This is a genomic window from Tannerella forsythia (assembly GCF_001006485.1).
In the GTDB taxonomy this organism is placed as follows: domain Bacteria; phylum Bacteroidota; class Bacteroidia; order Bacteroidales; family Tannerellaceae; genus Tannerella; species Tannerella forsythia.
Genome location: NZ_JUET01000101.1, coordinates 99,273 through 123,014 on the forward strand (window position 1 = coordinate 99,273; position 23,742 = coordinate 123,014).

The 23,742-nt window shown below is 49.9% G+C and carries 20 protein-coding genes and 2 pseudogenes; 19 read left to right on the top strand and 3 right to left on the bottom strand.

The window, feature by feature from the left end; translation table 11 throughout:
• Positions 1-211: 211 nt before the first annotated feature.
• From Tanf_RS10040 to Tanf_RS10050, 3 genes are all read right to left on the bottom strand, one after another.
• A complete protein-coding gene (locus Tanf_RS10040; protein WP_046825789.1) occupies positions 212-2,869 on the bottom strand; it encodes a glycoside hydrolase family 2 in 2,658 nt (885 codons plus the stop codon).
• A 248-nt stretch (positions 2,870-3,117) separates the two neighbouring features.
• Complete coding sequence (mazG, locus tag Tanf_RS10045) at positions 3,118-3,903, bottom strand: nucleoside triphosphate pyrophosphohydrolase (protein ID WP_014224740.1); 786 nt, start codon at positions 3,901-3,903, stop codon at positions 3,118-3,120.
• Between the two features lie 2 nt (positions 3,904-3,905).
• On the bottom strand, positions 3,906-5,984 hold the full coding sequence (locus tag Tanf_RS10050) for a protein-disulfide reductase DsbD family protein (RefSeq protein ID WP_046825771.1): 2,079 nt from the start codon (positions 5,982-5,984) through the stop codon (positions 3,906-3,908).
• Positions 5,985-6,249: 265 nt separating this feature from the next.
• Between Tanf_RS10050 and Tanf_RS10055 the strand changes: the two genes are divergently transcribed.
• From Tanf_RS10055 to Tanf_RS14400, 19 genes and pseudogenes are all read left to right on the top strand, one after another.
• The gene (locus Tanf_RS10055) at positions 6,250-7,221 is read left to right on the top strand and encodes a glucosaminidase domain-containing protein (protein ID WP_014224736.1); all 972 of its coding nucleotides are present in this window, start codon (positions 6,250-6,252) and stop codon (positions 7,219-7,221) included.
• A 7-nt stretch (positions 7,222-7,228) separates the two neighbouring features.
• Positions 7,229-7,966, top strand: a complete 738-nt coding sequence (locus tag Tanf_RS16475) for a glycoside hydrolase family 73 protein (RefSeq protein ID WP_080948615.1) — start codon at positions 7,229-7,231, stop codon at positions 7,964-7,966.
• On the top strand, positions 7,963-9,129 hold the full coding sequence (locus Tanf_RS10065) for an AIR synthase related protein (RefSeq protein ID WP_046825772.1): 1,167 nt from the start codon (positions 7,963-7,965) through the stop codon (positions 9,127-9,129). The genes Tanf_RS16475 and Tanf_RS10065 overlap by 4 nt, the downstream gene beginning before the upstream one ends.
• A 54-nt stretch (positions 9,130-9,183) precedes the next feature.
• Complete coding sequence (gene prfA, locus Tanf_RS10070; protein ID WP_014224733.1) at positions 9,184-10,296, top strand: peptide chain release factor 1; 1,113 nt, start codon at positions 9,184-9,186, stop codon at positions 10,294-10,296.
• Positions 10,297-10,352: 56 nt separating this feature from the next.
• Entirely contained in the window at positions 10,353-11,177 is an 825-nt protein-coding gene (gene pyrF / locus Tanf_RS10075) for an orotidine-5'-phosphate decarboxylase (protein WP_041590721.1), read from the top strand.
• Between the two features lie 57 nt (positions 11,178-11,234).
• Positions 11,235-12,023, top strand: coding sequence for a hypothetical protein (locus tag Tanf_RS10080; protein ID WP_140230682.1), 789 nt, complete (start codon positions 11,235-11,237; stop codon positions 12,021-12,023).
• Positions 12,024-12,196: 173 nt separating this feature from the next.
• Positions 12,197-13,234, top strand: a complete 1,038-nt coding sequence (lpxD, locus tag Tanf_RS10085) for a UDP-3-O-(3-hydroxymyristoyl)glucosamine N-acyltransferase (RefSeq protein ID WP_046825774.1) — start codon at positions 12,197-12,199, stop codon at positions 13,232-13,234.
• A 12-nt stretch (positions 13,235-13,246) separates the two neighbouring features.
• Positions 13,247-14,632, top strand: coding sequence for a bifunctional UDP-3-O-[3-hydroxymyristoyl] N-acetylglucosamine deacetylase/3-hydroxyacyl-ACP dehydratase (locus Tanf_RS10090; protein ID WP_014224729.1), 1,386 nt, complete (start codon positions 13,247-13,249; stop codon positions 14,630-14,632).
• A gap of 3 nt (positions 14,633-14,635) precedes the next feature.
• Complete coding sequence (gene lpxA / locus Tanf_RS10095; protein ID WP_014224728.1) at positions 14,636-15,418, top strand: acyl-ACP--UDP-N-acetylglucosamine O-acyltransferase; 783 nt, start codon at positions 14,636-14,638, stop codon at positions 15,416-15,418.
• A gap of 20 nt (positions 15,419-15,438) precedes the next feature.
• Positions 15,439-16,002 carry an IS1096 element passenger TnpR family protein gene (locus Tanf_RS10100; RefSeq protein ID WP_014224727.1) on the top strand — a complete coding sequence of 188 codons (564 nt, stop codon included), beginning with the start codon at positions 15,439-15,441 and terminating at the stop codon, positions 16,000-16,002.
• 6 nt (positions 16,003-16,008) lie between these two features.
• The gene (gene miaA / locus Tanf_RS10105) at positions 16,009-16,908 is read left to right on the top strand and encodes a tRNA (adenosine(37)-N6)-dimethylallyltransferase MiaA (RefSeq protein ID WP_014224726.1); all 900 of its coding nucleotides are present in this window, start codon (positions 16,009-16,011) and stop codon (positions 16,906-16,908) included.
• Between the two features lie 86 nt (positions 16,909-16,994).
• Positions 16,995-18,422 (top strand): tetratricopeptide repeat protein, encoded by a 1,428-nt coding sequence (locus Tanf_RS10110; RefSeq protein ID WP_046825775.1) that lies wholly within the window; start codon positions 16,995-16,997, stop codon positions 18,420-18,422.
• A 12-nt stretch (positions 18,423-18,434) separates the two neighbouring features.
• Entirely contained in the window at positions 18,435-19,310 is an 876-nt protein-coding gene (locus tag Tanf_RS10115; protein ID WP_046825776.1) for a nucleoside phosphorylase, read from the top strand.
• Between the two features lie 32 nt (positions 19,311-19,342).
• The gene (gene pruA, locus Tanf_RS10120) at positions 19,343-20,974 is read left to right on the top strand and encodes an L-glutamate gamma-semialdehyde dehydrogenase (protein WP_046825777.1); all 1,632 of its coding nucleotides are present in this window, start codon (positions 19,343-19,345) and stop codon (positions 20,972-20,974) included.
• Between the two features lie 223 nt (positions 20,975-21,197).
• Entirely contained in the window at positions 21,198-21,680 is a 483-nt protein-coding gene (locus Tanf_RS10125) for a hypothetical protein (RefSeq protein WP_041590719.1), read from the top strand.
• 129 nt (positions 21,681-21,809) lie between these two features.
• Positions 21,810-22,319: pseudogene (locus Tanf_RS10130) on the top strand (AAA family ATPase); the annotation flags it as partial.
• A complete protein-coding gene (locus Tanf_RS10135; protein WP_046825779.1) occupies positions 22,307-22,615 on the top strand; it encodes a helix-turn-helix domain-containing protein in 309 nt (102 codons plus the stop codon). The pseudogene Tanf_RS10130 and the gene Tanf_RS10135, both read left to right, overlap by 13 nt.
• A gap of 90 nt (positions 22,616-22,705) precedes the next feature.
• The gene (locus Tanf_RS10140) at positions 22,706-23,413 is read left to right on the top strand and encodes a DUF6088 family protein (RefSeq protein WP_046825780.1); all 708 of its coding nucleotides are present in this window, start codon (positions 22,706-22,708) and stop codon (positions 23,411-23,413) included.
• Positions 23,398-23,622: pseudogene (locus Tanf_RS14400) on the top strand (nucleotidyl transferase AbiEii/AbiGii toxin family protein); the annotation flags it as partial. The gene Tanf_RS10140 and the pseudogene Tanf_RS14400, both read left to right, overlap by 16 nt.
• Between the last annotated feature and the right edge of the window lie 120 nt (positions 23,623-23,742).

Below are 23,742 nucleotides of genomic sequence, written 5' to 3' on the forward strand. Positions count from 1 at the left end.
AATGATTGTCTTTTTAGAAAATAAAGTGTCTGATTATTTGTTATTTAACCATGCCGTATATTCATCTAAAGCCGAATCTCCAATAATAATGTGTACCTTTTCATGATTTATTTTGCGAAATTAATCATCATTGATTCATATCCATCATTATGATGTTACCAAAAAGAGGAATTATGTTACACCATTGCTAGTACACAGGATTCATTTACTATTAAAATTCGACCTTCCGAATGCGAACGGCACTTAATACCGGTTCTCCGCTGACAGGATGAAATTTGATCGATAACCCGGCGTTATCTGTGACCGTGTATCTGAAGGTAAGCCTGCACGGTACATTCAGACCGTAGCTGCCGCCCAGATCGATTTCGGGAAGAATCGACGTTCCGTTGACCGATACGCCGAAGACTCTCTGCCCCGGTTCGTAGGTAATCCCTTTGTCCTCGTCGGCAAAGCGCCGCGATTTTTTTACGTAATCGACCATCAACAGCTCGATCTCGTACGTTCCATCGGGCAGATCGGCTCCGAATCCCTCCGGGTTTACACGCATCGTCTGGTAGAGAGGGTCTTCTTCGTCCACGGCGAGGATGTCCTCCTTGGTTCCCACTTTACCTCCCACGTAAAGCGGTTCTCCGCCCACGACGCCCCAGCTGCCCTTTTCGTATGTCCGTTCGGGCAGCCAGTAGAGATCTGTGCGGGTGTCGATAAAAGCGTAATTGGCTCCGACATTCATTGCCAGCTCCGCCTCCTCCTTCCCATCCGGACGGAACGGAATCAGCCGGACGTCGATCTGCTTCTCCGGCGTATCGGGACTGTTCGGTGCGAGAGACAACAGATGCCTTCCTGGGATAAGTTTCATCTCCCACTCCGCCATCCCGTCTTTTACCTCCGCTTCTCCGAAGAGACGATTGTCTACATACAGCGATACGCTCTTTTGATTCGAGAATGCGTGCATCCGCACAGGCACCAGCGTATCGGAAGGCGAGGTTGCGGCGTGTACCCACCGGTTGCGGAAAGGATATCCCAATCGCGCAACCGGCTTTTCCGACAGCAACGCCTGCATCAGATAATAAGCGTCTTTGGGTTTTCTGTCGGCTGTTACCAGTCCTTTGTTGTTGATATGGGAAGTGGCATCTACCCTTCTTTCGGAACTGAAATCGGCCAGATTCCACAGCGCGCCTCCGGCAATATAAGGCCGGTCGAGGATTTGCGTGGTGATGGAACGGGTGAAACGGGTCTGCTCTTCGACAGTGAAATCGAACTTCTCCGGTTTTTCGGAATACAACCGTACATCGGACCCTGCCCCGTATTCGCTGATCAAATGAATGCGCTTCGGGTATTTGCGTCGCTGCTCGTCCATAAATGTCCCGAAATCTTCGTATATACCGTAATACCAACCGTGATACAGGTTCCAGCCGGCAATCATCGGGATATCTCCCAACCCGGTCTCCTCGTAAGCGGGATCATTGTGCATCGCCATAGCCGTATATCGATACGGATCAAGTTCCCGTACAATGTGTTCAAGACGCCGAGCCAATTCGAGCGTCGCCCGGTTCCTCCCGGCAATCTCCTCTTGCGGCTTATACCGGTGCGCCCAGTAGATCTCGTTCATATAGGCCCAGATCACCACCGAAGGATGGTTGTAATGCTGCTTGATCATCTCTTTGAGCATCACGGTCGTGTTCTCGGTATGTCGCGGGCCGACGGTCACTTCGTTTACGAGAGGAATCTCCTCCCATACGGCAAAGCCCAGCCGGTCGGCCTGATCCAGCACCTCCGTAGCCTGAGGATAATGCGCGTTGCGCAGAAAGTTGCCTCCCATCTCTTTGAGCAGGCGCAGATCCTGCCGATGCATATCATTGCTCAACGCATTGCCGTAGGGTATCCTGTCCTGATGGCGATTCGCACCCATCAGCTTGATGTTTTTTCCATTGATGAAAAAGCCTTTTTCCGGATCGAAACGGAACCATCTGAATCCGAGGGGCTGAGACAGGTTGTCGACTCGTTTGCCCGATTGTTTCAGCAGGCTCTCCACATAATACATTGCCGGATGATCGGGGCTCCACAGATCAAAATTCCGCACGTCCGAGCAGGTTACCGTTACAACCGTATCGCCGAAGGCGGAGATGGTTACCGCGGTGTTTTTTGTTGCCAAAGCGGAGGCGACATCTTTCCGGATGACGGTCTCGAGTGTCAGAGCTTGAGGAGCGTCGCTGCAATTTTGCAGGTGGTACGTGATGGTTACGTCGGCGCCGTGAGGCGTTACCCGGGGAGTGGTGATATAGATTCCGGGGCCTCCGTAGTCCGACATGCTGAAATGCTGTTCGCCCGTGGTGATCAGATGTACCGGCCGGTATATGCCGCCGAAGAAAGTGAAATCGGCGGACAGGGGCGGCACGTCGTCTCGATGGCTGTTGTCGGCTTTTACGGCGATGTACTGCTCTCCCGATGCCTCAAGAAAAGGCGTTAAATCGACGTTGAAAGCGGTGTAACCGCCCGTATGTTCTCCGGCCGGTTTCCCGTTTACAAACACTTCGGCCGTTTGATTCACCCCTTCGAACCGAAGGAAATACCTTTTTCCCTTTTCGGGAACAAGACGAAATCTTTTCTTGTACCAGCCGACGCCGCGGTAGTATCCTCTCCGGCCGTCGGCCAGTACATCCTTATCGTTCCAGGTATGAGGAAGCTGTACGGCTTGCCATCCGGCCGTCGTTCTATCCGGCAAGACGGCGTTGGCTTCATTCTTCGAAAAGAGCCATCCGGAGTTGAAAGCGATTTGGCAGCGACCACCGTCGGCCGATTGACCTGCAAGCGACGCCACATCCGGCAAACAATAAATGAGAGCAAAAAGAAGCAATGCACGACGTATCATATCCAATCTGTTTTTCGGATGCGAAATTAGATGATCCATTCAACAGCCACACGTTGCGATGTTACCAAAAAGAGCATTTATGTTACACCGTCCCACTGAATGCAACAAAAAGAAATTCCCTGGGGATTTTTCCTTTGTTCATCGCTATAATAATTTACGATAAAAACAAAGGTAACGAGAAGGGCTGAATTCCATACAAGGAGTTCAGCCCTCATTTTTGTGGTTCAAAATACTTTTACCGCAATAAATCAGAGTCCGAGCTGTTTGGCTTCGTCCCAAAGGACATCCATTTCGGCCAAGGTCATCTCTTTGAGCGATCGCCCCTGTCGAATCGTATGTTCTTCGAGATAGTTGAAACGGCGGATAAATTTTTGATTCGTCCGTTCGAGTGCATTGTCGGGATTGATTTTGTAGAGCCGTGCGGCATTAATCATCCCGAAGAGAAAATCACCGAACTCGGCTTCCATCTTGTCCGCCTCCATGCGATCCACCTCGGCACGGAATTCGTTGAGCTCCTCCTGGATCTTATCCCATACCTGTTCACGCTTCTCCCAGTCGAAACCCACATTGCGCGCCTTGTCCTGCATGCGGTACGCCTTAATCAGCGAAGGAAGCGAGGAGGGCACTCCGTCGAGCACCGTTTTGTTTCCGTTTTTCTCTTTCAGTTTCAACTGTTCCCACGACTGCTCCACAGCCCCACTGTTCTCAGCCATGGCATCGCCGAAAACGTGGGGATGACGAAATATCAACTTGTCGCATAACGTATTACATACATCTTTAATATCAAATTCATTCTTCTCTTCGCCTATTTTGGCATAGAAGACAATGTGCAAAAGCAGATCACCGAGTTCTTTCTCGATCTCGGCCGGAAGATTTTTCTGGATCGCTTCGCTCAGCTCATAAGTCTCTTCAATCGTATTGGCACGGAGGCTTTCGTTCGTCTGCTCTCGATCCCATGGACACTTCTCACGTAATTCGTCCATGACATCAAGCAGACGCCCGAAAGCCTCCAAACGTTCTTCTCTTGTGCTCATCCTCACTTCCCTTTCTGCTGGTAGTGACGCAGGCCGTTTTCGAGGAACCCTACATACTTGGCTACCTCTTCGTCAAAGGCATACGAGGGGGAGAGAGGCTTCCCTTCGTTATCGAGAATTACATAGAACGGCTGTGCATTCGCCCCGAATTTATGACGCTGCAAATAACTCCACTTGTCACCGATTGTTTTCAACTTACGTTCCTTACCGCTTTCTTCAATGACGATCGGAGCCGGGAGCTTTGTCTTGTCGTCGACAATCAGGGTAATCAACACAAATTTCTCGTCAATGAGTTTCTTGACGGCCGGATCTGTCCATACCGCAGCTTCCATCTTCCGGCAGTTCACGCATCCGTAACCGGAGAAATCGATCAATACCGGTTTATTTGCCAATGCGGCATAAGCCATCCCTGCTTCATAGTCGTCATAAACGGCATGTACCTCATCTTCGTACAAATTAAAATCCTGGGTATAGAGTGGCGGAGCAAAAGCGCTGATGGCTTTCAGCGGCGCTCCCCATAGCCCGGGAACCATATAAACGGCAAACGCGAGCGAGACAATCGCCATAAAAAGTCGCGGTACGGAAAGATAAGGCAGATCGCTGTCGTGTTTAAGTTTGAGCTTTCCGAGCAGATAGATCCCCAGCAACACGAAAATCACAATCCACAACACGAGAAATACTTCGCGGTCCAAGATTCGCCATCCGTAGGCAAGATCGGCCACGGAGAGAAATTTAAGGGCGAGGGCCAGTTCGAGGAAGCCCAGAACGACCTTCACCGAGTTTAACCATCCACCGGACTTTGGCATGTTCTGAAGCAGGTTCGGAAACACTGCGAACAGGGCAAAAGGAATGGCGAGCGCCAATGCAAAGCCAAACATCCCGATAGCTGGAGCGATGCTCGTACCCTGCGAAGCCGCTTCGACAAGCAACGTCCCAATAATCGGGCCTGTGCAGGAGAACGAAACGAGCGCCAGCGTGAAGGCCATGAAAAATATGCTCAAAATGCCGGAGGTCGAATCGGCCTTACTGTCCATTTTGTTCGTCCATGAAGCCGGGAGTACCAACTCAAACGCCCCGAAGAATGACACGGCAAACAATACGAGTAACAGGAAGAAAATGATATTGAAGACAGCATTCGTCGAAAGATCATTCAGAGCACTGGCTCCGAAGACCCCGGTAATAAGGAGTCCCATCGTGAGATAGATGACAATGATGGAAACGCCATAAATCAGCGCATCGTGGATCGCTTTCCGGCGACTTTTATTACGTTTGAGGAAAAAGCTTACCGTCATCGGTATCATAGGCCAAACGCAAGGTGTCAGCAAAGCAATCAATCCACCGACAAATCCGGCCAGAAGAATATAAAGCCATGACGTATCGGTGGCCGAGACCGTCGCATCTCCGAACGATTTGAGGTCATTGATCACCGGTGTCCACAATTCTTGTCTAAGGGTAAGTACGCCATCCGGGGTGGCTGTCCTTGTGGCATTGCGCATCGCCGGAGTGAGTTCGAGTGCCTGCATGGCTCCCTCGCCGTCTACTTGTGTCCCATCGGCAAGCTCTTCGGAGACCACCGTATCGGAAGGAGTCGCTTCGGCTGCTTGTGCCGTTTTTTTTACGTGTCTGTAATCAAACGTAAACGACTCCGTCTCGGGAGGCAAGCAAGACTCATCGTTGCAAGCCATGTATTCCACTTCCCCGACCATCTTGAATGCTTTCGGATCGGTCACTTTGATCTTCTGCGTAAATGTCACGGTTCCCGAATACCACCGCAGTTCGAGACCGGGATATGCCTGCTCGTCATGCACAACGCTGGGAGCCATCGATGGCACAGGCTTCCCAAGTAACTCGGCGCCTCTGAGTGTCTCATAGGTGATCGAAGTCGAAATCGGCCCACCTTTGGGTAAGTTCATATCGTAGATATGCCAGCCCCGATCGGCCGTTGCCGTGAATGTCACAGTCTTTTCTGCAAATTCAGAGTCTTCCAGTTGGATTTTCCATTTAACAGGGGTCAAAATCTGTGCCTGTACAGCCACAACCATCACCCAAAGTTCTAACAAATAAACGAATTTCTTTTTCATGTGTTTTCTCTATACAATATTTTTTAGGTTGCAAAACTACGTTGTTTTCAATAATTATGCAACTCCGCCAGACTGCCTTCAGGCATTTTAGCATGAAAACTGTTATTTTTGCATTGTGGTAAAAACACAGAACAGACTCGTATATGCTCCGAACGAAGCAGCGTTCTCCGGGTCGTACAACGAAAGCCGGCCCCTTCCCGACAAAACATATTTCGATTTATTTCTTTACCTTTGCATTCTTAATTCCGAAGAAAGTATATTGACTATGAACAAATATACCCGACAGACGCTCGTTGTGTTGACCGGCCTTACGGTTATTTGGCAGGCCTCAGGGCAACGTAAGATCGCATCGTATGAACAGTATATCGATCGGTACAATCATTTGGCTGTCGAACAAGAGAAAAAATATCATATTCCGGCCAGCATCAAGCTGGCTCAGGCAATTCTTGAGTCGGACGCCGGTCGGGCAAAGCTGGCCAGAGAGGCGAATAATCACTTCGGCATCAAATGTCATAACAACTGGAAAGGTAAAAAGACGTATCATGACGACGATTTGAGAAACGAATGCTTCCGCACATACGGTTCGGTTACGGACTCATACGAAGATCATTCCCGCTTTTTAGCCGAACGTTCACGCTATACCAAACTGTTTCTACTGAATAAAAAAGACTACCGGGGATGGGCTAAAGGACTTCAACAATGCGGATATGCAACCGATCGGGCCTATGCCAACAAACTCATCAAACTGATCGAAGATTACGAGTTGTATCTTTACGACATGGGTGGGAAAAGCGGAAAGAAAGCCTCCTCGTCCAAGAAAGAAGCATCGAAAAAGAGACTCAAGAAAGAATCGGTACAACCCAAAATATCTTCTGCCAACGATGGCGAAAGATTGCTCCCGCGAAATGTTTACAAGACCTACGGACTGATTTATACCATTGCACGCTATGACGACTCGTTTGCACAAATCGCCGATGATCTCGGATTCAAGACGAAGGAGCTGGCACGATACAACGAAGTACGCGAAGATTTTCCACTCCGTCAAGGCGACATCATCTATTTGGAAAAGAAAAAGAAGAAGGCCGAAATGCCGAATCTGTTCCATCAAGTACAGATGGGCGAATCCATGCACAGCATTTCGCAATATTATGGTATACGCGTGAAGAGCCTTTACAAACTCAATCGCAAAGACCCGGATTATGTTCCGGCAGAAGGAGAAACGCTTAAACTCAGATAACGGACCAATGCTGCATCGCTTTCGCTCATATTATTACACGTGGTTAATAGGAATTCTTGTCACAGGGCCGGTACGCTGTATGACCGGTACGCTGCTTCCACCATCGCCGGAGAAACTCAGCCCGTCGGTCTGCGAAGAGTATATCCGGACCTATTACAAGACGGCTATCCGACAGCAACGCAAGCACAACATCCCGGCTAGCATTATTTTGGCGCAGGGAGTGTTGGAATCGGGCGCGGGGCAGAGCTATTTGGCACTGGCAGGCAACAACCATTTCGGAATTAAATGTAAGAACTGGGAAGGGCCTTGCATCCACAAAGACGACGATCTGAAGCAGGAACCGTTTCGAAAGTATGTGAGAGTAGAAGAATCGTTCGAAGACCATTCTCTTTTTCTCACCGGACGAGACCATTACAAACCTCTCTTCCGGTTAAGGACAACGGACTATAAGGCCTGGGCACACGGTTTGAAAAAATGTGGTTACGCGACCGATCCGCACTACGCCGTCAAATTGATCGGGCTAATTGAAAAATACGGGCTGTATTACTTCGATACGGCGAAAGAAACCGATCCGCCGGTGATTCTGAGGCAGTCGGCAACCCGTCCTGCAGCCGAGGCAACCGGTTCGAAAGTTCGGGACACGACAACTAAAGGAAGGCCCGCCAAGCCCGGGGCAGTCACGAAAAAAACGGCCCCAAGGGCAACCCAACAAACATCGACCTCTAAAAAACAACATAAACGATGAATGATCAACGATACATGCAACGCGGCGTAAGCGCATCGAAAGAAGATGTACACAACGCCATCCGGCACATTGATAAGGGCATCTTCCCGAAAGCCTTTTGCAAGATTATCCCCGATATTCTCGGCGGAGACCCGGAGTATTGCAACATTATGCATGCCGACGGCGCCGGAACCAAGTCATCGCTGGCTTATCTCTATTGGAAAGAGACGGGCGACCTGTCCGTGTGGAAAGGTATTGCGCAAGACGCGCTGATTATGAATATCGACGACCTGCTCTGCGTAGGCGCGATCGACAATATCCTTGTATCAAGCACGATCGGCAGAAATAAAATGCTTATCCCCGGCGAAGTGGTCTCAGCCATTATCAACGGCACGGACCAGCTGCTGGACGAGCTGCGCGATATGGGCGTAGGCGTCTATGCCACCGGTGGTGAAACGGCCGACGTCGGCGATTTGGTACGCACGATCATCGTCGACAGTACGGTTACCTGCCGCATGCGTCGCAGCGATGTGATTGATAATGCACGTATACGCCCCGGCGATGTGATCGTCGGGCTGGCATCGTTCGGACAAGCCACTTACGAGAAGGAGTATAACGGAGGGATGGGGAGCAACGGTCTGACGAGCGCGCGGCACGATGTCTTTGCCCGCTATCTGGCCGAAAAATACCCCGAAAGTTACGACGAGGCGGTACCTCGCGAACTGGTCTACTCGGGCGGCATGACGCTGACCGATACCATAGACGGCGTACCCCTCGATGCCGGGAAGTTGGTGCTCTCTCCCACCCGCACGTACGCGCCGGTAGTAAAAAAGCTGCTCGATACGATGCGTGGTGAGATACACGGCATGGTACATTGCTCGGGCGGTGCGCAGACAAAAATCCTGCACTTCGTGGATCAGGTACGCGTCGTAAAAAACAACCTTTTCCCCGTTCCGCCATTGTTCCGCATCATACAGGAACAAAGCGGAACAGACTGGGCGGAGATGTATAAAGTGTTCAACATGGGCCATCGACTGGAGATTTACCTCGCACCCGAAAGAGCAGACGAGGTGATTGCCGTATCCAAATCGTTCGGCGTCGACGCGCAGGTGATAGGATGCGTCGAGCCGGGAGAAAAGAAAGAGTTAATCATCCGAAGCGAGTTCGGCGAGTTTACATATTAAAGTAAGAGCCTCCGTCATGTTTCATTTTTCATCATCATTATACCTTTTATTTAGATGACAGATCATCATTCCCTGCTTCAGAAACTCGAAGGCCTTACCGGACGCTTCGACGAGGTTTCTACGCTGATTACCGACCCGGAAGTCATCGCCGACCAAAAGCGTTTCGTTCGTTTGACGAAAGAGTACAAAAGTCTCGAAGACCTTATCGCGGCTAAAAAGGAGTACGAAAACCTGTTGGGCAACCTTGACGAAAGCAAACGCATCCTGATGAGCGAGAGCGATCCCGACCTGAAGGAGATGGCACGTGAAGAAGTGACCGAATGTGAAGAGAAAATCCCCCGGTGTGAAGAGAAAATCAAATTGATGCTCGTTCCCGCCGATCCGGAAGACGCGAAAAATGCGATTGTGGAGATTCGCGGCGGCACAGGAGGCGATGAAGCAGCGTTGTTTGCCGGCGATCTGTTCCGGATGTACTCGAAATACTGCGAGACGAAAGGCTGGACAATTGCCGTATCGAGCTGCAACGAAGGGACGTCGGGCGGCTTTAAGGAAATCATCTTCACCGTCACCGGCGACGGGGTATACGGCGTCCTCAAGTACGAATCGGGCGTGCATCGCGTACAGCGCGTACCTCAGACCGAGACGCAGGGACGAGTGCATACATCGGCCGCTACGGTAGCCGTGCTTCCCGAGGCCGATGAGTTCGATGTCGAGATTAACGAGGGAGAAATCCGCTGGGACACGTTCCGCAGCAGTGGCGCGGGCGGACAGAACGTCAACAAGGTAGAGTCCGGTGTGCGTCTGAATTACAACTGGAAGAACCCGCTGACCGGTATCGTGGAAGAAATCCACATCGAATGTACCGAGACGCGCGACCAGCCGAAGAATAAGGAACGTGCTCTCGCCCGTCTGCGTTCTTTCATTTACGACAAGGAGCATCAGAAGTATATCGACGATATTGCCTCGCGTCGCAAGACGATGGTCTCCACAGGTGACCGGTCTGCCAAAATCCGCACCTACAATTTCCCACAAGGGCGCATCACCGACCATCGCATCAATTATACGATTTACAACCTCGCCGCTTTTATGAACGGGGATATACAGGACTGCATCGACCGCCTCATCGTTGCCGAAAATGCCGAACGGATAAAAGACAGCGAGTTGTAGAGCCGCTTCTCCATCCATCAAACCGAATATAAATTGAATAAACTGACAAAATGACTATGACCAAACAAACATTATTTGAGAATATTCGGCACAAGGCGTCTTTTCTTTGTGTCGGACTGGATACGGATCTACAAAAAATCCCTCCGCATCTGTTGAAAGAAGACGATCCGATCTTTGCCTTCAACAAAGCCATTATCGATGCCACGGCTTCGTACTGCATCGCTTATAAACCCAATCTGGCTTTTTACGAATGCTACGGAGTGAAAGGCTGGATGGCGTTTGAAAAAACGGTGCGCTACGTGCGCGAGCATTACCCCGATCAATTCATCATTGCCGACGCCAAGCGGGGAGATATCGGAAATACATCGGCCATGTATGCCCGTACATTCTTTGAAGAAACGGAGGTGGACGCGCTGACCATCGCCCCGTATATGGGCGAAGACAGTGTTACGCCTTTTCTCGGTTACGCAGGCAAATGGGTCATTCTGCTTGCCCTCACGTCGAACAAAGGATCACACGATTTTCAATTGACGGACGACGCTTGCGGGGAAAAGCTCTTCGAACGCGTCTTGCACAAGTCGCAGCAATGGGGCAACGACGAACAAATGATGTACGTTGTCGGAGCCACACAGGGACGGATGTTCGAAAACATTCGCCGCATCGCCCCGAATCACTTCCTGCTCGTTCCCGGCGTAGGCGCGCAGGGCGGTTCGCTCGAAGAAGTATGCCGTTACGGAATGAACAAGACATGCGGACTGATCGTGAACTCCTCGCGCGCTATTTTGTACGCTGACCGGACGGAAGCGTTTGCCGAAGCCGCCCGTTGTGAAGCACAAGTCGTGCAGGAGCAAATGGCCAGCTATCTGGACGAATACCTGTAAGGCAACACGCGAAAAGTTCACATAACCGAATTGATTCATCCAACATACGCAACATCTGTGAAACATCGAATATTCCTTTTGCTCATCGCGTTCATGCTGCCTGCTCTTTCGATGCGGGGGCAGCATGATACGGAAGAACAGCTCCGCACCCTGACACACGCATGGAACGACGCGCATACAGCCGCCCGACTGGCCGAACTGGAGCCGCTCTACGCGTATCATCTCCATCTTTACGGGACGATGGTCTCACCCTCGAGAGCCGTCAGGCTGAAAAAAAGGTATCTGAAGAATCATCCCGGATTCGCACAACGCATCGACGGCGACATCAAGGTGGAACGCCTGACCGACGCGATTTACCGTTCGTCGTTCTCCAAAATAACGTTTCAGGACGGTAAAGAGAGCGTCGTACAAGGCCTGCTTTACTTCCGCAAAGACGAATCGGACGAATGGAACATCTACTGTGAGAGTGACGACGTCACGAACAAACGCCTCAAGGCCCGTGTAGTGAAAGAATTTTCGTTCATGGCCAAGCCCGAGAGTGAAGAAGATATCGTTTCGTGCCTTCTCTTCTCGACCCAAATGTATCGCGATGCGAAAAAAGATTATCCTGGAATGTATGTACGCATCATGTTCGACAGTACACCGGACGATGGTGAAAGTTCAACGTACAGCGCACGTCTCTTTCTCGACAGCGACGATGCCCCCAGAATCGAGACCCTCGGCTTTTTCTCTTACGATATCAAAGAAAGAAAGTGTTACCTCTACCGTCCCGGATATAATGATGACGAAGGCGCGGAAGAATACCTCGATTACGACCATGCCGTCGAGCTTTTCTTAGACCCGTAATGCTCCATACATCGTATGCATCCGCAAAGCATGCACACATACCGTATGCCCCACGCCCGTAACGGCGGAAAATATCCGCCGCGAAAAAGCAATTATTCAGCGTAAAATATAGGCAGTTTCAATTTTTTAGTATCTTTGTGGACTTTAATTTACATAAAAAACAAATAAAGCGAATGGAGTTTACGGCTCAACAAATAGCTGATTTTCTAAACGGGACGATAGAGGGAGATTCGGCCGTGAAGGTACATAATTTCTCAAAGATCGAAGAAGGACAGCCGGGTACACTCACCTTTCTGGCCAATCCCAAATACGAACATTATATCTACGGTACCCAAGCCAGCCTCGTTCTGGTTAACAATGATTTCAGTCCTTCGGCACCTGTAGCGGCGACGCTCATCAGAGTGCCCAATGCGTATGCCGCGCTGGCTTCCTTGCTCAACGTGGTAGAACAGCGGAACGAGCCGAAGAAGGGTACTGCCGCCTCGGCTTTTATCGCTGCCTCGGCCAATGTCGGGAAAGATGGCTATGTGGGAGAGTTTGCCTACATCGGCGAAAATACCACCATCGGTGAGGGATGCCGTATCTTCCCGCACGCTTATATCGGTGACCACGTGACGCTCGGCGATCATACGATTGTATATCCTCACGTCACGATTTACAACGGCTGCGTCATCGGCAAAAACTGTATTCTCCACGCCGGGGCCGTCATCGGTTCCGACGGATTCGGGTTTGCCCCTGAAAACGGCGAGTATAAAAAGATTCCGCAGCTCGGTAATGTCGTGCTTGAAGACGATGTAGAAGTGGGAGCCAATACGACCATCGATCGCGCGGTGATGAATTCGACCGTTATCCGTAAAGGTGTTAAGCTCGACAACCTCGTCCAGATCGCGCACAACGTCCAAGTTGGCGAAAACACCGTCATGGCGGCTCAAGTAGGCATCTCCGGTTCTACGAAGGTAGGTGCCCGATGTATGATCGGCGGACAAGTAGGCCTCGGCGGACATATCAATATCGGCGACGACACGCAAATCGGAGCGCAGTCCGGGATCATCAGTCATATCGAAGCCCGCTCCCGCGTCATGGGCTCACCTGCCATACCGATCAAAAACTTCTTCCGTTCGGGTATTATCTACCGTAAATTACCGGAGATATACCTTGAATTGAACCGGCTGAAGAAAGAAATAGACGAACTGAAACAGAAAAAACAATAAACAGACAATACGATGCATAAGCAAAAGACACTCGCGTCCGAATTTTCCTTGCAGGGCAAAGGGCTTCACACAGGACTGGACATCCATATCACGTTCAAGCCTGCCCCCGAAAATCACGGATACAAGATCAAACGTACCGACCTCGAAGGACAACCTGTCCTTGATGCGTTAGCCGAGAACGTGATCCATACACAACGGGGCACGGTCATTGGTAAAAACAATGTACAGATCAGCACCATCGAACATGCGATGGCTGCCCTCTACGCGTGGGAAGTCGATAACTGCCTGATCGAAGTCGACGCGCCTGAATTTCCTATCCTCGACGGCAGCGCACTCCCTTTCTCCGAAGGCATCAAGAGTGTCGGACTGACCGAACAGAATGCTCCACGCGACTATTACATCGTGCGTCGCAAAATCGAAGTGAGAGATGAAGCGACAGGCGCTTCTCTCGTCATCCTTCCCGATGACAAGTTTAGCGTCAATGTGCTGATCAACTTCGATTCGCCCGTACTCTCCAACCAGTATGCCTCACTGACAGATCTCAACCGCTTCGCCGACGAACTGGCTGCTTCGCGTACATTTGTCTTTGTGCGCGAAATCAACACGCTCTTCCAAAACGGCCTGATCAAAGGCGGCGACCTCGATAACGCCATCGTAATTTACGATCAGAGAATGCCTCAGGAAGAGTTAGACCGTATGGCCGACGCTTTGGGACTGCCCCGTAAAGATGTGCAGGAACTCGGATACATCAATAACAAACCGCTGACCAGCAAGAATGAACCGGCACGACACAAACTGATCGATGTGATCGGCGATATGGCTCTCATCGGAAAGCCGATCAAAGGACATATCATCGCAACTCGTCCCGGACATAAGATCAATAACCAGCTGGCCCAACTGATTCGCAAAGACATCAAACTCAACAATGTGCAAGCTCCGATCTACGATCCCGACCGAGAACCGCTGATGGACATCAACCGGATCCGCGAACTGCTCCCTCATCGTTACCCGTTCCTGCTGGTCGATAAGATTATTGAAATAGGAGGTGATCATATTGTAGGTATCAAGAACGTAAGCGTCAATGAACCGTTCTTTCAAGGACACTTCCCGCAGGAACCAGTCATGCCCGGAGTCCTGTTAGTCGAAGCCATGGCGCAAACCGGCGGACTGCTCGTACTGAACTCCGTCGACGAGCCGGATCGTTATTCTACCTACTTTATGAAAATTGACGGTGTGAAATTCCGCCAGAAAGTCGTGCCGGGAGATACGCTCATCTTTCGCCTCCAACTGCTGGCGCCGATACGCCGAGGCGTTTCAACGATGAAAGGTTACGTCTTCGTAGGCGAAAAAGTGGTGTGCGAAGCTGAGTTTATGGCTCAAATCATTAAAAACAAATAAGTCATGCACTCTCCCTTAGCCGTTGTACATCCCGAAGCCCAAATAGGGAAGAATGTAACCGTCGAACCGTTTGCATTCATCGAAAAAGATGTGGTGATCGGCGACAACTGCCGTATCTACCCGCACGCCGTCGTTCTGGAAGGTTCACGCATCGGAAAAGGATGTCATATTTTCCCGGGCGCCGTGATCTCCGGAATACCGCAAGACCTGAAGTTCGCCGGAGAAAAGACGACTGCCGAAATCGGTGATCATACGACCGTGCGTGAATGTGTGACCGTCAACAGAGGTACGGCCTCGAGAGGTAAGACTATTGTTGGAAACAACTGTTTATTAATGGCCTACTCGCATATCGCACACGATTGTATTCTGAAAAATAACATTATCATCGGAAATGCGTCACAAATCGCCGGCGAAGTGGAGATTGACGACTTCGCCATACTCAGCGGCAGTGTACTCGTGCACCAGTTCACCCGTATCTCACAACATGTGATGATACAGGGAGGATCGCGCGTAGGCAAAGATATTCCGCCCTATACGCTTATCGGACGCGACCCGATCGCTTACTGTGGCATCAACATTGTCGGACTTCGCCGGCGCGGCTTTACCAACCAGCAGGTTTTCCTGATTCAAGACATCTACCGAACATTATATACACGCGGACTGAACAATACCGATGCCCTGCTGGCCATCGAAACAGAATACGAAGCAAGCAAAGAACGCGACCTGATTCTGAACTTTATCAAGTCGTCCAAACGCGGGATAGTGCGAGGCTCTATTGACGAATAAAAGATTATTAATCAAATATTATGGTATACCGTTTTTTGTTACTGTCAGACGAAACCAACGACTTTAGGCGCGAGATAAAGATCGGCTCGGAAGCGACATTCCTCGACTTGCACCATGCAATCGCAGACGCCGTCAAATACAGAAAAGACGAGATGTGCTCGTTCTTTATCTGCGATGACGACTGGAGCAAGAAAAATGAAATCACCCTGATTGACATGGGGGCTCCGGCCGAAGTAGACACCTACCTGATGGAGGATACGCCGCTCGAAGAACTGCTTGAAGACGAACATCAGAAGTTGCTGTACGTGTTCGACTACATGACGGAGCGTGCTTTCTTTATGGAACTCAGTGAGATCATCACCGGACAGAATCTCAAAGAAGCCGTCTGCTCGCTGGCTGTCGGAAAACCACCCGTGCAGTTCCTCTCACCCGGTGAATTAGAGGCTGGCATTGAGAAAAACCTCGATCTGGGTGAAGACTTCTATGGCGATGCGGAGTTTAATGACGATGAATTGGATAACGCCGGCGATACCGAAGGAGTTGATGAAGAGTCGATGGAAGCTCCCTACGACGAACGCTATTGAACAACAATGAATACGCTCGTCGTCTTACTCGGCCCTACCGGTGTCGGTAAGACGGCACTCAGTCTTCGCATTGCACGACGCATCGAATCTCCCGTCTTATCGGCCGACTCGCGACAGCTCTATAAAGAGCTCGTTATCGGGACGGCCGCACCGACGGCAGACGAACGTGCTGCCGTGACACATTATCTGGTAGGCTTACTCGAGCTGACCGACTATTACAGCGCCAGCCGCTTTGAAGAAGATGCGCTGGCACTTCTGCAAACACTCTTCAAACAACATCGAGCCGTGCTGATGGCCGGCGGATCAATGATGTACATCGACGCCGTATGCAGGGGGATCGACAACATCCCGACCGTCACACCGGATATCCGCGCAGCGGTCGGAAACGAGTACGAACGGCACGGACTCACGCCTCTGCTCGACGAACTGAAACAGGCTGACCCGCTACATTACGACGAGGTAGACCGGAAAAATCACCGACGCGTGCTTCATGCCGTCGAGATCTGCCGTATGACGGGTAAACCGTATTCCTCGTTCCGCACAAAGACCGTCAAAAAGCGTCCTTTCCGTATTCTGAAAATCGGACTGATACGCCCACGTGAAGAACTGTTCGAACGGATCAACCGGCGAGTCGATCGGATGATGGCCAACGGCCTTCTGGACGAGGTGCGACGAGTCTACCCGCATAGAGCCTTAAACTCACTGAACACCGTCGGATATAAAGAACTGTTTGCTTACATCGACGGTCGCTGTTCACTCGATGAGGCCGTCGCCAAAATCAAACGTAACACCCGCGTATACGCTCGCAAACAGATGACGTGGTTCAAGCGCGATGAATCCATCCGATGGTTTCACCCCGATGATACAAAGGGAATCTTTGCTTTCCTCGCAGAAAATGGACTGTGAAAGATGAAAATTGGCCATAAAATAACCGTAGATAAAAATTTATGGCTATCTTTGGAGAATCGAACAATTTTGCAACTTATTTTCGTATGAAATCATTAACGGGAAAAATAGCCCGACTGATCCTGTTCGCCGGCATCACGTTCGGAGCGAATGCACAGAGCCTCGATCAAGCCAAGAAACTGTATAACGAAGGGCATTACGAGGATGCCAAACCGGCTTTCGAACGATTAGTCACCCAATCGCCCAATAATTCGTCTTACAATCTATGGTATGGCGTATGTTGTTATGAGACGGGCGACCTCGATACGGCCGAGAAGCACCTGCTCGTTGCAAATAAACGGAAAGCCACAGAGTCGTACCGGTATCTTGCGCTTCTCTACACCGACACGTATCGCTTCGATGAGGCAGTGCCGATGTGGGAGGATTATATTGCCTTGATAGCGAAAAAGAACGTCGATACCGAGCCCTACGAAGCTCTCTTGGAGATGACCGAACGGATGCTTCGCATGAGGGATAATACAGAGCTCGTACAGGTAATCGACAGCATGGTCGTTGATAAGGAAGAGCTGCTTTCAACCTATTTCCTGCACGAAGACAACGGCGAGATACGACCTTACGACAACGTGTTTCCTGCTTCGGGCGAAAACGCATCACCTGTGTACGTCACTCCGAAAGGAGACCGGGCTTACTACGGCCGCAAAAAGAACGGAACATTCGCCTTATTCACCCAGTCCAAACTGATGGACGACTGGGCCGACGAAAAACCGATCTTCCCTAACGATTCGGCCGATAACAACTACCCGTTTGTGTTAGGCGATGGGCGTACGCTCTATTTTGCATCGAAAGGAAACGGATCGATTGGAGGATATGACTTGTTTATCACGCGTTACAGCATCGATGGGAGCCGTTTCCTCTCACCCGAGCAACTAAGTATGCCGTTTAATTCGCTTGCCAATGATTATATGATGGTCATCGACGAGGCCAAAGGGGTCGGTTGGTTTGCTTCCGATCGAAACCAGCCCGAAGGAAAGGTTTGCCTCTACCTGTTCGTCCCCGATGCTGCACGAAAACGGATACCGGAAGGAATTAACGCAGAAAAACTTCGTCGCTCGGCTGCATTGAAATCGATTAAGGAGACATGGGCCGACGGCCGCAACTATACGGCCCTCATCACATCGGCCAAAACAGAAAGCACTTCTCGCGAAAAAAAAGCGGAAAAAGAGATCGAGTTTATCGTAAACGACCGTACCGTCTATTTTACATGGGATGAGATTCGCAACGCGGATGCCAAAGCCTTCTACGAAAAAGCGGAGGGGCTGAAGAAACAAATCGGAATGCTCGAAGACCGGCTGACTGACGACTATACCGCTTACACCAAGGGAGACGAAAACACTCGAGCCCAGTTAAAACCGGTGATCCTGAAGAACGAAGAGAGGCTTGACGAGCTACGCAAACAAGTGAAAGAATGGGAAAAAAAGGCGCGTAATGCCGAAAACAACACATTAAAAAAATAAGGAGAAATTCGTATGAAGACAACCATGATTCTGCCATCGGAACTTATCATCAACGACGATGGAAGTATTTTCCATTTGCATTTGAGACCCGAACAGCTGGCCGACCGCATCATCTTAGTAGGCGATCCGGCACGCGTGACAATGATCGGAGAATATCTCGACGAGAAGGAATGCGATGTCCGGAGTCGTGAATTCCACACCATCACCGGTCGGTATCACGGTAAACGCATCACCATCGTTTCGCACGGTATCGGGGGAGACAATATCGACATCGTCCTGAACGAGCTCGACGCATTAGCCAATATCGATCTGGCGACACGCACGGTCAAGCCCGACTTCCGTCAACTGACCATGGTGCGTATCGGAACGAGCGGCGGGCTGCAACCGTCAGTACCCGTCGGCACGTATGTTGCTGCCGGTCGCGCAATCGGCTTCGACGGAGTCATCTATTTCTACGATCAAACCGAGCAGATACGTGATACGACGTTCGAGAAGGAATTGCTTCGGCAACTCGACTGGACGATCGACGGGTTGCGTCCTTACGTCGTGCCGGCCGATCCTTCGCTGCTCGAACAGATTACGCTTGACGACATTCAACGCGGCATCACCATTGCGGCAAACGGTTTCTACGGCGCACAGGGACGCTCGCTACGCCTCCCTCTAACCGACCCGGAGCTGAACCGGAAAATCGAAGCGTTCGACTTCGAAGGGCAACGCATCACCAACTTCGAGATGGAAAGCTCAGCATTAGCCGGACTGTCGGCCTTGATGGGACATCGTGCCCTGACGGTCTGCTGCATCATCGCCGGACGGGTAGATAAAAACATGAACACGGACTATAAAACGAGCCTGATTCAACTGATCGAAAAAGTCATCGAACGAATCTAAGGCAGAATGAAAACACATAAAAAACACACGTTATGGATAATGCAATTTTCAAGTTTCCGAACCCGGGCAATGAGCCGGTAAAAGCGTATGCCCCCGGCACAAGTGAAAAAACAGCACTGAAAGCAGCTTTAACGCAACTAAGTGCCGAAGAATGGGACATCCCTCTGATTATTGGAGGAAAAGAGATACGCACGGGAAATACCGGCAAGGTCGTCATGCCGCATGATCATCACCACGTGCTGGCCACATACCACAAGGCCGGCGAGAAAGAAGTGCAGATGGCTGTCGATGCTGCGATGAAAGCGCATCGTGAATGGTCGAAGCTTCCCTGGGTAGAACGTGCCTCAGTCATGCTGCGAGTAGCCGAACTCTTTGCAACAAAATACCGCTATCTGTTGAATGCTTCCGTGATGCTGGGACAAAGCAAGAATCCTTTTCAAGCTGAGATCGATGCCCCGTGCGAGCTGATCGATTTTCTGCGTTACAGCACATTCTATGCCGGACAGGTTTATGCCGGACAACCCTACTCGGATGCAGGCATCCTGAACCGCATGGAATACCGTGCACTCGAAGGCTTTGTTTTCTCGCTGACCCCATTTAACTTTACCTCCATCGCTTCAAACCTGAACATGGCTCCGGCCATGATGGGTAACGTGGCGGTTTGGAAACCGTCGACCACGGCCATTCATTCGAACTATCTTCTGATGAAAGTCTTCCGTGAAGCCGGACTGCCCGATGGCGTAGTCAACTTTATCCCCGGTCAGGGAAGTGTCATCGGTAAGGTCATCGTCTCGCATCCCGACTTTGCAGGCTTCCACTTCACAGGGTCTACGGCAACATTCAATACCATCTGGCGTCAGATCGGCGAACATCTCGGTGCATACAAGTCGTATCCGCGGATCGTCGGCGAAACGGGCGGTAAAAACTTCATCTTCGCACACCCGTCAGCACCGGCCGACGAGGTAGCTGCAGCGATCGTACGCGGAGCTTTCGAATATCAGGGACAGAAATGTTCGGCCGGATCGCGTGCATACATCCCCGTCTCGCTGTGGAAAGAAGTCAAAGAACGTGTGGGCGACATGCTGAAAGAGATCAAGACGGGCGATGTACGGGACTTCACAAACTTCGTCAATGCCGTGATCGATGAAACATCGTTCGACAACATCATGGGATATATCGAACATGCCCGACAAGCGCCGGACGCCGAAATTCTTTTCGGAGGAAAAGGCGATAAGTCGGTCGGCTATTTTGTAGAACCGACCGTTATCCTGACGACGAATCCGGCGTTCAAAACGATGACGGAAGAAATCTTCGGACCTGTCATTACGATCTACGTGTATGAGGATCATGCATATGAAGAAACGCTCGAACTGTGCGACCGTACATCACCTTACGGGCTTACCGGCTCGATCTTCTCACGCGATCGTTATGCCATCGACAAAGCGTTTCGTAAACTGCGTTACGCTGCAGGCAACTTCTACATCAACGACAAGCCTACCGGAGCGGTCATCGCTCAGCAACCGTTCGGCGGATCACGCGCTTCGGGAACGAACGACAAGGCCGGAGGTCCGTTGAACCTGATCCGCTGGACAAATCCGCGCTGTGTCAAAGAGACTTTCGTGCCACCGGTAACCTACGAATACCCGTTCCTCGGCGAAGAATAAACGTTTAAATATGTTTAATTTTAAAAAAAAGCTGCCAACAGCCCGACCGACAAACCAATGAAAAAGAACACAACTCGCGTTTTGCTGTGGATCCTGTGGATAGGATTCTTCACCGCCGTTTGCAGTCAAGCCTTACCGGCCGCTTCCCCCCAAATTCCGCTGCTGAACCACCCCCCATCCGCGTCTGTTGCTTTTCAAAGGTGAGGAAAACGAAATTAAGCAGATGATCGATAACCATCCGGAATGGCAGAAAATGCACAACCTGATTCTCCGGGAGTGCGACGTATTACTCAAGGGGCCCGATTTGGAGCGCAAGATGCAAGGTGTCAGCATGCTGAAAGTATCGCGCGAGATGTGGAAACACGCCTTCTACCTCTCCTACGCCTATCGCATGACGGGCGACAAACGCTACGCTCGGAAGGTGGAGCGAGACATGCTGACTGTCTGCCGATTCTCCAATTGGAACCCGGAGCACTGCCTCGATGGAGCCGAGATGACGAGGGGTGTAGCCTTTGGTTACGACTGGTTCTACGACGAGCTCTCAGAGAGTTCACGCTGTCCCGGGAGCCGTCCGAATCCTCCTGCCGCGTGCCGAAACGGTCTACATTTGCAGCATAGACACACTGAGAATACAAACTTTGCTCTTACGAGCCAGAGAGCACGTCCGACCGTTGACTCCCGGAGTATACGTAGTGGTAATCGGTAAACAACCGTATAAAATTCTCATCCGTGACAGATAAAGAGGTAAGCGAAGCAAAGAGCCTTCAAAAGCCCCTTTCGCGTCATTTTTACAAATTACTTGAGACCTTTGCACAATCCTCCTATTATTCATTTTATTGCTATTGTGGACGAACTTTATCGCTTGGTTGAAATCTATAACACCTGCATTATCTGTGTATTGCATTTTGTCCCGAATGGGATTAAACTCCGTGGACATATTGGCTCCGAACTGCAACGCAAGGCAGCGGGTATTCTATCCATAGAAACTGACGACAATCCCGAATACTCTGTTGTCAAGGCTATAAAAGTACGTGACGGCAGTCCTCTCGATGTGCCGATGATGCTTTTCGGCTGGGATAAGGAGGCTGATATGCACGTCTATCGTGGCGAAAAGTCGAAAGAAGACAAGGAGAAACGAAAGACCGATGAACTGATAGCCGTTGTCAAGGAAGCGTTCCGAAACAAAATCACACTTTCCTATCAAGAACTTTGTGAGGTTTTGATGCGAGAAATGGAAATCAAGGATCGCACGGCAAAGAAGTACATCGCCTATATGAAAGAACAACGTATCTTGGCACAAGATAGCAATGGTAACTACCAAAAAGGGGAACTATGCCATACTTAGACTTTAATCCCGATGATGTCTGGCAGAAACATCTGTTTGAGCGCCTGATGTGTGTGGAGGAGAAACTTGATCAAATGCTTCTTTTACAGGAACAAGTCATAAACACCTCTGTTCGACCTCCTTTGAAGCCTGAATACTTGGACATCATAGATGTTTCTAAAATCCTAAAGGTGGAGCAGAAGACCATTTACAACTGGGTTTGGGCAGGGAAGATACCCTATCTCAAAGCCAACGGACGTTTGCTGTTTCTGCGTGAAGAGATCGATGAGATGCTGCGAAAACGTGATGAATGGTAATTGCTCTTCTTTTCTGTTTAGGCTATTTTGTTGTGTAAATACTTGCATTTACACAACAAAATGACTACCTTTGCAAAAAGAACAAGCAGCATGACAAGTAAGAGCATTAAAAACAAGATTGCAAGTTTTGAGATGGGAAAAGTTTTCCGACTGGAAGACTTAGGACTTCCTCGTGCAGAACAAAATGCGGCTGTAGTTGCTTTAGGAAGACTGGTTCAAGAGGGAGAGATCGAACGACTCAGCCCGGGAAACTATTACAAACCTAAGCGAACTCGATTTGGTGTTGTCGGTCCATCTATGGAAGAACGATTCCGTGACTTACTATACGACAACGATACCCCTATAGGCTATCTGACAGGGTTCTATGCATTCAACTTGCTCGGATTGACAACCCAGCAGTCTGCAACTCTTGAAGTAGGAACCAACTTTCCTAAACGAAACGGAAAGCGAGGGATATATGCTATCCGTTTTGTATTACAGAAAAATCCTATTAGTCGGGATAATATCGAAATGTTACGTCTACTGGACTGCTTGAAATGGATTAAGAAGATACCGGATACGACTATCGACAAGTCGTATATTCTCCTAAAGAAGAAAGTCAATGAATATGCGAAGGTGGAGAAAAAGCAACTGGTAGAACTTGCATTGAAATACTCTCCACTCACGCGAGCTTTGTTGGGATCTATGCTAACCGACGAATTACTTGCGACCACATTATATCAAACATTAAGTCCGCTTACACGATTTAGAATCGGACTATCACCAAATTTAGTTTCTAATCAATGGAACATACAATAAAAGAGTACCTACATTTAGATCCTGAGTCATTCATGGATCTTGTACAGGCCTCTTCCGAGGATTTGAAAATCCCTGTACAGTTAATAGAGAAAGACTATTATATCTCAGAAATACTTCGTACATTATCCAAGAGCTCTTATAGTCAGCAAATCGTATTTAAGGGAGGAACATCCTTATCCAAGGCTTATCTATTGATTGATCGGTTTTCTTATCGCAAGTAAAATATTATCCAAAGTACGACTTTTGCACGACTGATTATTAATTGCTTATCAGGGATACTTTTTGCCATCACTTTGGATAATATTACTACCGTCCTAAGTTTTTTAACC